This window comes from Acidobacteriota bacterium (genome assembly GCA_016196035.1).
Taxonomy (GTDB): domain Bacteria; phylum Acidobacteriota; class Blastocatellia; order RBC074; family RBC074; genus JACPYM01.
In genome coordinates this window covers 1-13,338 of the sequence record JACPYM010000022.1, presented here as the reverse complement: position 1 = coordinate 13,338, position 13,338 = coordinate 1, and the positions used below count along the sequence as shown (strand labels likewise).

General features: G+C 58.1%; 11 protein-coding genes. 2 read left to right on the top strand and 9 right to left on the bottom strand.

The genetic code is table 11. From position 1 onward, the window contains the following. Positions 1-82 precede the first annotated feature (82 nt). The 7 genes from HY011_07145 to HY011_07115 form a co-directional block, all read right to left on the bottom strand. Entirely contained in the window at positions 83-799 is a 717-nt protein-coding gene (locus HY011_07145) for an alpha/beta hydrolase (GenBank protein ID MBI3422700.1), read from the bottom strand. Positions 800-823: 24 nt separating this feature from the next. Then, positions 824-1,471: a porin family protein gene (locus HY011_07140; protein ID MBI3422699.1), complete on the bottom strand. Its 648-nt coding sequence runs from the start codon at positions 1,469-1,471 to the stop codon at positions 824-826. A 72-nt stretch (positions 1,472-1,543) separates the two neighbouring features. Continuing rightward, positions 1,544-1,831, bottom strand: a complete 288-nt coding sequence (locus tag HY011_07135) for a hypothetical protein (GenBank protein ID MBI3422698.1) — start codon at positions 1,829-1,831, stop codon at positions 1,544-1,546. 218 nt (positions 1,832-2,049) lie between these two features. Then, positions 2,050-2,580: a hypothetical protein gene (locus tag HY011_07130; GenBank protein MBI3422697.1), complete on the bottom strand. Its 531-nt coding sequence runs from the start codon at positions 2,578-2,580 to the stop codon at positions 2,050-2,052. A 42-nt stretch (positions 2,581-2,622) separates the two neighbouring features. After that, complete coding sequence (locus HY011_07125; GenBank protein MBI3422696.1) at positions 2,623-3,141, bottom strand: hypothetical protein; 519 nt, start codon at positions 3,139-3,141, stop codon at positions 2,623-2,625. A 63-nt stretch (positions 3,142-3,204) separates the two neighbouring features. Continuing rightward, positions 3,205-3,765 (bottom strand): hypothetical protein, encoded by a 561-nt coding sequence (locus HY011_07120; protein ID MBI3422695.1) that lies wholly within the window; start codon positions 3,763-3,765, stop codon positions 3,205-3,207. A gap of 232 nt (positions 3,766-3,997) precedes the next feature. Beyond that, positions 3,998-8,818, bottom strand: coding sequence for a proprotein convertase P-domain-containing protein (locus HY011_07115; protein MBI3422694.1), 4,821 nt, complete (start codon positions 8,816-8,818; stop codon positions 3,998-4,000). A 991-nt stretch (positions 8,819-9,809) separates the two neighbouring features. Between HY011_07115 and HY011_07110 the strand changes: the two genes are divergently transcribed. Both HY011_07110 and thiS read left to right on the top strand, forming a co-directional pair. After that, positions 9,810-11,129, top strand: a complete 1,320-nt coding sequence (locus HY011_07110) for an amidohydrolase (protein ID MBI3422693.1) — start codon at positions 9,810-9,812, stop codon at positions 11,127-11,129. 26 nt (positions 11,130-11,155) lie between these two features. Continuing rightward, positions 11,156-11,356, top strand: a complete 201-nt coding sequence (gene thiS, locus HY011_07105) for a sulfur carrier protein ThiS (protein MBI3422692.1) — start codon at positions 11,156-11,158, stop codon at positions 11,354-11,356. 101 nt (positions 11,357-11,457) lie between these two features. On the opposite strand, the gene HY011_07100 is transcribed toward thiS, so the two are convergent. Beyond that, the gene (locus HY011_07100) at positions 11,458-13,095 is read right to left on the bottom strand and encodes a M20/M25/M40 family metallo-hydrolase (GenBank protein MBI3422691.1); all 1,638 of its coding nucleotides are present in this window, start codon (positions 13,093-13,095) and stop codon (positions 11,458-11,460) included. A gap of 102 nt (positions 13,096-13,197) precedes the next feature. After that, positions 13,198-13,338, bottom strand: a 141-nt coding sequence (locus HY011_07095; GenBank protein ID MBI3422690.1) for a hypothetical protein, incomplete at its 5' end; no start/stop codon positions are given.

The following is a 13,338-nucleotide window of genomic DNA, read 5'->3' as shown; positions in this document are numbered from 1 at the left end:
CTACTTTACGCAACATTTCAGCACGCGGTTCGCTCAACCTGCATCGGTCTAGTCTCTCGAATCAACGGACGCTTACGGAGGGTTATGGCTTAGAAAGGAAGCGCAGAATCTCGCGCATCAACCGCTCGCCCTGATCCGTCTCAAAAATAAACTGCGCGTGGGCAGAGCCTTCGAGGATCACCAGCTCTTTAGGCTTCGACGCTTTCTCGTACTGCTCGCGAATTTTGGGTAAGCGTGGGATGTCGCGCGAGCCGAGGTCGTCGCGGGCTACGATGAATAGCTTTCGCCCCTTCATCTGCTCGGGCTTGTCTATTGCCCCGCCTGCCAGCAGCACCAGGCGATCTATCTCGCCCGGCTTGGCCTCAACCGACGCTTCGGCGGCGGCATCGGCTCCAAAGCTTCCCCCGACCACCGAGACGGTCTTCGCGCCCGTCTTTCGCAGGTAGCGGACGGCGGCCAGCACGTCGAAGCGCACACTGTCGTCATTGGGATTGGTCTGCGGCCCGCCTTTCGACTGGCCGCGCCCGCGGAAATCTATCGCCAAAACGCGAAATCCGGCTTGCACCAATACCTGCGCCTGCTTCTCCCAACTCTCCTTATTAAACCGGCCCCCATGAGCCAGCACGACGCCCCGCGCGCCTTTGCCATACAGGTTGGCATAAACGATCCCGCCGTCCTGCGTCGGAAAGGAAACCAGTTCTGGCGGTGTTGCCGCAGCTTGTGACTTTTGGTCTTCATTCCCAAAAGCCACCACGGCCGCCATAATTGCGAGCGCGAGAATCACAAAGAGGTTCTTCATTGAATTGCCCTTGGCCGTTGCTGCTTAAAATCGCAGGCCAAACCCGGCGCTCACCTGCAAATTGTGATTTACGAATTTCGTTGAGGTTGTGCCGCTTTGCAGCTTCGTTTCGTAACGGATGATCGTGTCGCCCAGATCGAAACGCAGCATCGTGTGGTGCGAGGGATAAAACTCCAGCACGCCGCCCACATCCAACGCGAAACCGGAAGTAGTGCGAAACAGCGTATTGAGAGAGGTATTGGTATTGCCCGTGGTTTGATCCTGCAACACGCTGCGCACATAACCGGGGCGCAGCTTGCCGAAGATGCCCCAGTGTTCGGAGCGTCCGCCGAGTTTTACGCCGAGCAGAAACTGGTCTACGCGGTCGCGCGTGATGTCGCGCCGGACGAGATTGGTGATTTGCGGAATGGTGATGCGGAAGTCGTTGGGGAAGGTATTGAATTCGCCTTCGACGGAAATGTGATCGGAGAGGTTGACGGTAACGCGGCCTCCGACGCCGCGTTGCGAGCCGCCCAAATCGGGCACGGCGAGTTTGAAATCGCCAAGCTTAAGCGCCGTTACCTGGATTCCGACTTCGACTTTGGGTGTGTCTTGCGCCTGTAAGGCAGGCGCGCAAAGCAAAGTGAACAAGACGAGCATGAGCGTCACGACGGGGCATCTGTGCGACGGCATAAGGTCTCCTATAGATTTGATTGTTTGCGGGGGGAAGGTACGGGCAGAAGGTACAGGGCTTCCGCAGCGGAGTCAAAGCAGTTGACGCACGAGCGCGGCCCATTCAGCGCCTAGCGGTTGCCCGGCAGGGAACGGTTGGTTGGCTGTGCGATACCAATAGCGCGCATTGCCCACGTCGCCTTCTTTGCGATGCAAATAGGCATGCACCCAGGCGGCCTCAGCAGTGTCAATCTCCTGAACGATTTTATGCGCGGCATCCCAATCGCCGTGGGCCTCATGCCAGAGCGCGGCCAGATAGGGCGATAACCCGTTGGGCAGTTGATCGTGGTCGAACGTGGACTGAAATTCAGCAAAGTTCATAGCGCATAACCTAAAGAGCAGAGCACGCAAGTTCCAAACTGATGCCTGATGCCTGATTCCTGACTCCTGATAGCAGGAAAATTACTGAAGATTTTCAGCTTGTCAGGAATCAGGAAGCGGGAATCAGGCATCAGGGAACAAGCACAATGTTTCGCCAAACAACAGAGGTTGGAGCCGCGAAGAAAGAGGTGCGCGCGTTGCTGTCGCCTCGCCATCACTTACGCCTTCTTATACGGCGCGAGTTTCTGGCGCAATTCGGCGATTAGGCCGTTTAGGAGTTGGGCGATGCGTTGGGCACTCTCTTCGCCTTTCAGGATGTAATCGTCAATATCAATCATCACCTTTTTGGTGGCGAGGATCGAATTCAACTGATGATCGAGCCGCACATCGCCGAGCATCGGGATTTTGAAAATGTTCGCGATGTCGGTGCGATACATATGCACCAGATCATCCGGGTCAGCCAGATAGTTTTTGACTTCGGCTTGCACGGTGACCGTGGCTTTGCTGCCGATGATGGCCTGTTGGATGGCCGAGCCGCCCGTCTTGCGGTCAAGGCGGATCAGCACCGAATGCAGCAGCGGATCGCTGAGCGGCTTGAAGCGAATCGTCTGTTCGCCCGTGCTGGCAAAAAAACCATTGGCCGGCATTTGCAGCCGCGACATCGCGCGCACGACTTCGCCGATCATGATCTCGTCTTTGCTCTCGCGCATTTCCTGCGAGTGTTTGAATTGAGATAGAAAAGACAACATGTGATTACTCCTCTGATGAGTTATTTACTATGAGATTGTCACCTAAGGCGTTTTCTCAAACACCGGTTCTGAGCGCGGGGGCAACGGGAGTTTGTTAGCAGCGGCTGGAAAGAGCCGTTTAAGTATCGCTTCGTCCATAGTTGTCCCATCAACGAAAGTCCACGTAACTCCGGGCTTATCAATAACGCCGATGAGAAAGGAGTCTCGTTTCAATCTTCCACCAGGAACCTTCATCTTCAGTTGGTAGGTGACTATTACAAACCTTTGCGCGCCAATTTTTATCACCTCGGTAGGGGCGCTTACCGTGGTTGGTAAGGGGGCAAACCCATCTTCCTTAGCACTCTTCGATTCTTTCTCCATTAACGCAATCATCTTCTCCCGACCGCCCATCAGTTCAACTGCTTTCGGATATGTCAGATCAACAAGCCGGTTGAAGTTGCCGTCAATAGTTGAGGTGACGCACTCTTGGGCGAGTTCTTGAATGATCTGCAAATCGTTCGGAGTTTGCCCACACGCAAATAAAAGTAACGAAATCAATAGTGCTAGGAAGACCTGGGTCATGTGCTTGCCTGCCCCTTTCCAAAGCTTTTGTTAGTCCTTAGCAGTGCTTCCGTTGGCTCAAGTTTAAGCGTTCAACCTTCCGCGCAAATACTTCGCCAAGGCCTGCACCGTCGCATACAGATGCCGTTGCAGCAGTTGATAATTGACCGTCCAGTCGGCGGTGAAATACTGATCGAGGTCGAGAATCAGCGGGACTTGGACGTAGATGTAGCCGCTGGTCAGATCGGCGTCGCAGGTGATGACGCCGGGTTCGGTGGTGTCCAAGTATTGGCTTTTGACCTCGGCGCGCAAGGCCGACCAGACGGCCTGGCTGTTCTGCACGTTTTCGCCGTAGCCAATCGTGACGCGGGCTTTGCGACCCAGCACTTTGGCTGTGACCAGGTCTTCGGCCAGATTGTGCAGTTGGAAGATCACGCGCTGGCGCGTCTGCAACCACTCGAAGCGCAGATAATGATTCGTGCCATCCGAATTCAGATCAATCAGCGCATAACCCTGTTCGACCATCGCGGTGACGACCGCGCCGACCAGCAGGTCATCCATGCGCGTGTTGTTGACCGTCTCGTTGTAATGCTTCCAGCTTTCTTTGACGAGGCCGACAAAGACCTGATCGAGTTCTTCGCTCATAGATACTCCGAATTAAAGATCGTTCCAATGCAAGCCCTGCAAGGGCGAAATTCAATAGCCGTGGGCAACGCCCACGGACAAGCCGAAAGAATAGATAAGCCCTGAAAGGGCGTAATCTGCTTTCAAATTTCGCCCTTTCAGGGCTTATCCATTCATCGCAAGGTCACCCGGGGCGGCGCGTTGCTTGCCCCCGGCTATTAAATTTCGCCCTTTCAGGGCGGGGTGTTGCACGCTACTGTCGTAAGCGCGCTGCCGGTTGTTTTCGAGATTGCCGTTCCGGCAGCGTAAAGCGCGCGAAGCTTACGCCAAGCCCAAATTCATTGCCAGCTTTCAACACACGCGCCTGCACATCCGCCAGTTCACGCCCGATGACCTCATCGCAGAATTGCAACGTGAGCGGTTCAGCGCTGTGTCCGGCGCGCGCTTGAAACGTCAGTTGCACCACGTCCACCTGGCTCGCCGCGAAGGTTTGATTGGCGGGCAGTGCGAGCACCAATCCCAGCAACCCATCTGCGGTGCGAGTTTCGTTGACGAGTAACGTAGCGGCTTGCGGCGTCGTGGCTGCGACGAATTGCCAGCGCGTGGAATCAAACCGCAAGGTCGTGCTCAGCGCATTTTCAGCGCCGGTGGCCGCCAGCGTGAGTGTGAAGCCGCGCGTGCTTTGGCCGCGCGCGGGGATGGTCAGCGCGGGTGCCGCCGGTTCCGCCACATAACGCGCCTGTGTTTCAAACAGCACATTGGGCGCGAGCGGCCCGCCTGCGGGCGTCAGCGGATCGAGGCCCGCGACGTAGCGGCCCGCTTGCGTGAAATCCGCCGCTGTCAATGCTCCATTGCCCAGCGTTTCGCGCGGCGCGCAATCGGCACGTTGAAATTCACTGCCGGGCGTGGGCGTGACCAATCCCATAATCATGCGGCCCAGCATCGTCCAATCGGCGGCGGTCGCCGCGCCGTTGCCGTTGGGTCGCGGGGCGACATCGCCTTCGTAGGCGAATTGCGGTTGCGCGCTCTGACAACAGGCAAAACCGCTCAAGACCAGCGAGACGCCGCGCACGGTGCCGGTGTCTTCCGGGCTTAGATCGGCGACATTGAGCGTCCAGTTGCCATTCGGGTTTTCGCCGTCAAAGGCGGCGAGCGGATTCGCGGGGTTGAAGGTGCTGGAATAGGGCGGCCCGACCGGCGAGGTGAGCAATGGCGAAATCTGCTGAATCGAAGTGGCGCCGGCGCTGTCGTCATCCAAGACTGTTTGGCAGAAATTGCGCCCGCTATTGGCGGCACTGCCGGGCCGATCCATCAGCACGATGGTGGTGCCTTGTGGTGAAGTCAATTTGACGACCAAATCGCCGACGAAATCATGCGCGAGGCCGACCGTTGTCGCGCCCGCCGCCGTGGTGCATTGCGAACCGTCAAAGCGCACATTCAAATCCGCCAGCGGGCCGGTGAAGCCGCTGACTGGAATCGTCACGTTAATCCCGCGCGCGTCGCCGTCGGGAATGGCGGCGGGCGGCCCGGTAAATTTGAAGGTCGAGCTGTTGGCAGCTGGCGCGCCCAACCTGAAGTTGTAACTTTGCGTGCCCAAAGATTGCCCCGCATCGCTGAGGTTGACCGTCAGCGTCAGCGTGTTGCCGCAATTGCCCGCCGCGACAAAGGTGAAGGGGCGCGTGACCGCCGAACCTGGTGCAATCGCGCCGAAACTTTGCGTCACGCCCGCCGTCGTCACGCCGCCGGTCGGTTGCAACGCGGCGCTTAAGTTATCGGTGCTGCTCGAACCGTTGTTTTGCACCGTCAGGTTGACAGTGACGGTTTCGCCGGGATCAATCACGCCGTTGGCGGGCAAACAGCTTTCCGCCGTCAGTACTGCACCGCCTTTGACCAGCAGTTTGGCCGGGCGAATCAGTTGCGCGCGGATGCCGTAATTGCCGGGCGTATTGACGGGCGGGTCGTCAATCAATTGAAACGCCGTCGCACCGTCTACTTGCCGATACGAACGGCGGCGCGAGGGCAGCGTGGTGTCACGCGCGAAGGGCCGCACACCTTCCGCGTGGTTCAAGCGCATGCCCAGCACGAAATCGCCGCTGTTGATCGTCAACGGCGTGCTCAGGGTATAAACGTTGAAATCACCCAGCGCCTTGACTGTGACGGCGGTTTCCTGAAACGGCGTGCCGTCCAGATTTTCATCGCCATCCAAATTTGCCCCGGCCAGCAGGGTGAACGGATCGCCCACGTTGACGCCGAGCGCGTCGGGAAAATAAATCGCCACCGCGCCCACCGTCGCCGGATAAAACGGCGGCGTCAGCCGATTGACACGTACCGAGGTGCCGCCCGCGCCCAAACCGGTCGCGGTTTCCAACGAACCATCATCCACGGCGATTTCGAGCGGCGCGGCTTCCTGCGTCAGGTTGAAGTTCTGGCCGCCCGCCGCAATGGTCGCGGTGCGCGCGATGGGCGTGGCGTTCGGCGCGACATAAAAATTGACCGCGCCATTGCCTTGCCCGGCGGTGCTGAACAGCAGGTTCACAAACGAACTCGCCGTGCCCGCTGTCCAGACACAATCCACCGGCGTGCTGACGTTGAATGTGCCATAACCGCCACCGGCTTTGAATTGGGCATTGCCGGGCGCGAGCGTGAAGTTGCAACCCGCGCCCGCGTTTTGCGTGATCGTCACGGTCTGTCCCGCAATCGTCAGCGTGCCGCTGCGCGCGCCCGCGACCGTCGGGGCGACGGTGTAAGTGACCGTGCCATTGCCGCTGCTAGGATTTGTTGAAGTGACTGTGATAAACGCATCGTTGCTGACCGCCGTCCAGCCGCAACCAGCCGCCGCCGTCACAGTGACCGAGCTATTACCGCCCGCCGCGGTGAAGCTTTGCTGCGTTGGCGCGACGGTATAGGCGCAATTGCCGACCGTCAGCAGGTTATTCGCGGTGATGCTCTGACCGTCGGGGTTGATGATGGTGATGTTCTTCAAACCCGTGCTGGCATTGGTCGTTGAGATCGTCAGGCGCACCGTGGCCGGGTTGACATAACTTACCGCGCTGACGGTGACGCCGCCGCTGACCTGGGCTTGCAAACGGCAATTGAAGCCCGTGCCCGGATCGAAAAAGCCCGCGCCATTCGCCGCAATGCCGGTGACGGTGATCGTCGTCGAAGCCAAACCGGCGGGCACACTGGGCGGATTGACGCCAGCGGGTGTGGCGGGCGGCGGCGCTTGTAAGCGGGCGATCTGCACGCCCCAGGAATCGGTCGCGTTGCAAAATTCCTGAATCGTCCACAGCGTCATGTCATCGCAGGGGTCTACGCTGGTGTAGGAGTAATCGCCCCAGCGCCGGAAGCCATCATCATTGCCCGTATTCCGCGCGGGATTGTAGGCCGCGCTGGAATTGGTCAGCAGCACCGGCGCGCGCAGAGCACCGCGCGGATCGCTCGCCAGCCGTCCAGCGGTCACGGCATTGGCTGCTTCGTTCGCGCCAGCGCTGGATGCGCCCAGCGCCGCGTGGCCCTGGCCTGAAACCACAATCGAAGGCATGAAATAGTTGCGGTCGTTAAAACTATTCGTCGCGCTTTCGGCAAAGAGCGTTCCGGCTTGCACCGGCTTGGGCGTGTCGGTGTTCAAATCGCTGAGTTCATACCAACGCGCTGCCGTGCGCGTGCGATTGCCTTCAGTAGAGCCGGTGTTGGTGACGGCGATGTTGTGCGCCGTCCACAAGCGGCCATTGCGCATGTGCGCGGCATACAACCGGTCGTCAATCGAATCGAGAAAGCCATTCGTGCCGTTATTGTTGCCCGCGTGGCGAATCTTAAGCGGCACCGAGGTCGAGAGCACGTTGACGAAGATGTTTGCCGACAGCGTCGGTGTGCCGCCCGGGTTGCTAACGCGCCGCACGGCCAAACGGCCCAGCGTCGAGTTATCCGCGCCGATGAAATAGCCTTCAGTCGCGGCTGGGTCGTAATTGTCCACGCCCTGCGGCGTATAAAGGCCCGGCCCATCGGGCGTGCCCGTCAAATTGCGAAAGGCCGTGACCACCAGCGGGCCGGTAAAGAGCACCGAAGATTTGCGAATGACAAAGGCGGCTGTGCCAGCGAAATCAACGCCGCAAAATTGATCCGTCCCGATGTAAAGCGCCTGTGCGTCAATGCCCAGCGTCGGGTAATCGGAAAAACAACCTGAGTCGCCTGACGTAGCGGGTTGTTGCTGTTGGAAGCCGAAGAAGCGCCACACCGTATTCGGCGTAATCGTCGCGCTATCGCTGACAGCCAGCAGAATGCTGTTGTTGGCCAGCGACGCCGGAACGTTGATCATCACGACAAACCAGCGCGACGACAGCCGGTCATAACGCACGCGCGGATCAGAGACTGTCGCATTCGCTCTGACCGAGTTGAAAAACGTATTGGTGTCGGCATCGAGCGGCCCCACCGCGCCGGTATTTTTGTCAAACACGCGGATGCGCCCATTGATGACCAGCAGAAATTGCGTCGGCCCGACGGCGCCCATTGAGTCGGGCGGAAAGGCTCCGGAATCGGCCAGCGTGGCGCCGGTGAAGTTGAGCGTGACGGGTTGAGGCGCAGCCGGCGCGGCGACGAGATGGCGCGCCGGCGCGAGTTGCTTGGTTTCCTCGGCGCTCAACGGCGGCCATTGTTCGCCGGGCAAAGCATTCGGATTTTGCGGCAGGTTTTGGCGATTGGGGCGCGCGTGTTCGAGTTCGTTTATGGGTTCCTGGCGTTGCGGCAGCGCGGCGCGTTGCCGTTCGCGCTCCATAATTTCCGCCGTGGATTCGCTGACAGCTTCCGCGCCCGTCCAGGTTTCGCCGAGGAGCGAACCGTCAGGAGCGAGTTTCTGCTGGGGCAGCAGGTTGCGCAGGTTGCCGGCAGCACGCGCAGGCGGCGCGGGTTTGCGCTTTGGGTCGCTTTCCGCCCGGCGCATCACGCGGCGTTGCGCCAGCGAAGAGAAGGCAGGCCCCAGCACCAACAGCATGCACAAGACGCTCAAAACAAAGAACCCTAACCATAACGTGCGGCGGTGGAAGCCTGGCGAACGAAATTGGGGGCCGGACAGGGGCATCACTTAACTCCGAAAGAAGTCCAACAGGAAAACGCGACAAGCTGGAAGAGAATAAAAGAAACGCAGCGGATGGGGCTTGCTTCACTGCTGCGCCTGCCAACGCGCCTGCGTTGCACATTGCGACGAGCTTGCACTAAAGATTGAATGGGATTGCTGGTTCGCGCCGGACGCAATAATTAATCAGCCACGCGCGGGCTGTCAATAGAGTGCCCCGGAGAGGGTGTGCGTCAAAGTTTTGCTTTCTGTAAATTTTCGGTGACGGCAGTTCAGAGTTCACGCTTCAGCGTGTGCGTGGCGGCCCGCAAACAGGCTGAAGCGTGAACTCTGAACGTTTGGTTCCGAATTATTTACCAAAAGAAGTTTTGCGCGCGTTTGCGATACCAGGGAAAACAGGCGGCGCGACCATCGCCAAACAGGTTGTGGCGGCGTGGGCGCAAAACTTTGACGGGCGTCCCCCGGAAAAGCCTAGCCCTAGCCCCAACCACTGCGAGGCGAGGTGAGACATTCCACGACAGCGGTGTGGCGGCATGCGACAACACAAAGAAACCCTTATGTCGAGTGATTGAGGCTGCCAAAGCGAACTTGGTTGATTTAGGCAGGCAGCCAAGGCCAGTGCAATGCCGCCAAAAATGACGCAAGCTCAATTCTGCTGTGATTTGCCTTGTCGCTTGGGTTGGTTAGCCAAGCGCCCCATGGTTAAAGCCTGCTGAAAGCGGCAGCGCGGCATAGCACTTGTAAACAGTTTGGTGAACGCAAGCAATTGTGTTCACCATCTCCTGTCGGGGGCGTTGATTGAAAGACGCCCAGGGTTATTTCTAACGCGATGACAGTTACAAGCGTGAGCAGGTCGTGAGTCCTGTTCACGCTTTTTTTTGCCTGAATGCGTCAACAACGTTCGGCGGCCTAGCTGTGTTGACCGTGTGCGGCAATCTTTTGTACTGTGCAGCCACCGTTCACCTGAAATATCCAATCTGATCCAGCGGAGATTCTGATGAAAAACAAAGCTGCAATGGCGCTCGTGTTGGTCTTGGCCGTCGTTGCCTGGCGTTGGCAGCGCGTGGGCGCACAGTCTGTGTCAGCCGACAAACGGGCTGATGCGCTAGCACAGGCCGCCGAACAATTGCGCCCCGCCTTAATTGCGCAACGCCGCGATTTTCATATCCACCCCGAACTTTCCAACCGCGAAGAACGCACCGCGCGCGTCGTGGCCGAGAGGCTGCGCGCCCTGGGGTTGGACGAGGTCAAAACCGGCGTGGGCCGTTATGGCGTAGTCGCGTTGCTCAAAGGTAAATTGGCGGGCGATGTCGTCGCCGTGCGCGCTGATATGGACGCGCTGCCGATTCAGGAAACGCTGGATGTGCCCTATAAATCGCGTAATGACGGCGTCAAACACGCTTGCGGCCACGATGTTCACATGACCGTGCAACTCGGCGTGGCTGAAGTTCTGAGCAAGATGCGTGATCAGATTCATGGCACGATCAAGTTCATCTTCCAGCCTGCCGAAGAAGGCCCGCCCGCAGGCGAGAAAGGCGGCGCGCGGTTGATGATTGATGAAGGCGCGCTTGAAAATCCGCGCCCCTCGGCGATCTTTGGCTTGCACGTGATGCCGAATATCCAGGTCGGCCAAGTCGGTTACAACATTGGCTCGGCGATGGCGTCATCAGATCGTTTCACCATCACGGTGCGTGGCAAAAAAGTGCACGGCGCTTATCCGCACGACGGCATTGACACAGTGGTCGTTGCTGCCGAATGCGTCACCGCCTTGCAAACGATTCGCAGCCGCCGCATCAATACACAAGAACCGCTCGTGCTTACGCTCGGCAGCATTCACGGCGGCAATCGCTTCAACATCATTGCTGACGAAGTGAAGCTGGAAGGCACGCTGCGCACACTGAGCGAAGACGTGCGCGCGCAGGCCATCGCGCAGATGAAACAAACCTTGCAGGGCATTACCTCAGCTTACGGCGCAAGCTACGAACTGGAATTTGTGGGTGTGGGCAATCCGGTGACGTACAACGATCCGAAGCTGGTGGCCGCCACCTTGCCGACCTTGCGCCGCGTGCTGGGCGAAGCCAACCTCTCTGAACCGAAACCGCAGATGGGCGCGGAGGATTTCTCGATGTATCAGAAAGTCATTCCGGGCTTCTTTTACTTTTTGGGCGTCGGCAACAAGGCCAAAGGGATTACCGGAATGATTCATACGCCGGAATTTGATGCGGATGAGGAAAGCCTGGTCATTGGCGTGCGCGCGATGGCGAACGTCCTGCTCGATTACCTGGATCGGGAAGCGGTGAAAGGAGGCGGCCAGTAGTGGAAGCAGCAACGCTTGAAAACAGCATCGAAATTCAAGTCAACGGCGAACCGCAACGCATCGCCGCCGAGGCTACGCTAAATGCATTCATCGTCCAGTTAGGCTTGGCGCAAGAGCGCCTGGCGATTGAATTGAACCTGGACATCGTGCCGCGCCCGCGTTGGCACGAGACTGTATTACGCCAGGGAGACAAACTGGAGATTGTGCATTTTGTGGGTGGCGGCTAAGGAGCGCTACGGGGAATTGGCGACTACGAGGAGAAGCGAAAAGCAAAGCGGCGCGCAGGGAAGTGCATTCACCTGCGCGCCGCTTTGCTTATGGTGTTTTGTTAGTTGCGGCTAGCAGGCACAGGCGGCATTTGTTCTTTGCTAAAGCGCGGCAGCAATTCATCGCGCATCGCCAAGTGGTACACCGCCGCCGCAATCACCACGGCAGCCTTTTTGACATCGTCTTCGACAATGCGTTCGTAGGTGTCCTGATTGGTATGCCAGGTGATGTTGAAGTATTCGATGGGGTCTTGTTGCGCCCCAATGCCCGGCAGGCCGGCATTGCTAAACGAAGTATTGTCAGACCCGCCCAGCGAACGGCTGCCAGAGGCGCGGGCGCCGTAAAAGCCCAAATCTTCAAAGCCCGTGAGCGCCTTGTGCAGCACTTCGGCGGCCTCTGGCGGGCCAAACACGCCAAAACCGCGCGGGCGGCCCGTGCCGGAATCAATGTTGAAGTAGCCCCCGAATTTGGCGAAGTCCGGTTTCGGATTTTCAACTGAGCCGAAATGCTCTTTGACGTAAGCTTGCGAACCAAGCAAGCCTTGCTCTTCGCCGCTCCAAAGAGCCACACGAATGGTGCGGCGTGGCTTGACGCCAATGGCTTTGAGGATACGCGCCGCTTCCATCATGATCGTGCAGCCGATGGCGTTGTCTGTCGCGCCAGTCGCTGAATGCCATGAATCCAGGTGCCCGCCGAGCATGATCACTTCATCTTTTTTGTCCGAGCCGGGAATTTCCGCCACCGTGTTATAGGCGGTTTTGCCCTCCGGGTAGAGCCGGTTGACGATGTTGAATTCCAGTTCGACCGGCGCGCCATCCGCCATCACGCGCGTGATGCGCCCATAATCCTCATTGCTCAAGACAACGGCAGGCGGGAATTTATCCGGGTCAAAATTGCGATTGTTGAAGGCGCGCACGCGGCGCTGTTCCATGCGCCCTTCCACCGCCGTATCGGTCAACATCAGCAACGCGCCGTTTTGTGCCAGCCATTCACCGACGCGTTGATTGACCTCGCGCCCTGAGAGCTTGCGCGCTTGTCCCGGTTGTGGGGCCTGTTGTTGCTGTTGTCTAAATCCGACGGGCGGCCCGGCGGGCGCATTACCGCTATACATTTCTTTGGCACGCGCATCCTCAGTGCGTTTATTTTGCGGATCAAAACTGACCGGGATAAGGATGTGCTTTCCCACCAGCACCATTTTCCCCTTAACTTTTTCCTTTTGTGATTCCAGGAATGCCTTCAGGTCGTCTTCGGTAGGTGAATCAGGAGGAACCAAATGATAAGCCTGGCCCGTAATGGCGCCATTCGTGCTGGGCGTCCAGGCTAACGTCTCAAAAACAAGCGGCTCTTTGAAGGGGGAAAGCACGTGGCCGGCAGCCCGTTCATTGAGCCAGCCTGTGTGGCCAAAGTCCCAGGGTTCTAGATGTCCATTTTCCAGCTCCCAACTCTGCATTTGCTTAATCGCCCACTCGCCGGCTGCTTTCAAATTGGGAGAACCGGTTAAGCGCGGTCCATACACATCTGTCAGAAAATGCAGCGTGCGCATGATTTGCGATCTTTCCAAACCCTCTTTACGGATACTGCTTTGTACTTCTGACTCCGGCGTGTTTTGCGGATAGACCACAAACGCTGTAAGCAGAATAACGCCAAACACTTTGAGCGCTATCCCCGATTGTAGCGAAGAACTTTTCGGTTGGTTCATATAGGAATGCCTGTGGAGATAATTTAAGTTAGCGCTGTAGGCATAGGGAAAGAAAAAAGGGGCGATTGCTCGCCCCTTTTAGATTTGGCCATCGCCTTTGCGCTAGCAGCTCGGTGGGAAGACCGGCAGGGTCACGGTGGTCGTGCCCGTCGTCAACGTCAGCTTGTGCATGTTGCGGCCACCGTTGAAGGCGTTCGCTTGTGCATTCGCACTGGCGTTGAAGTTGATTACCGTACCCAGAAT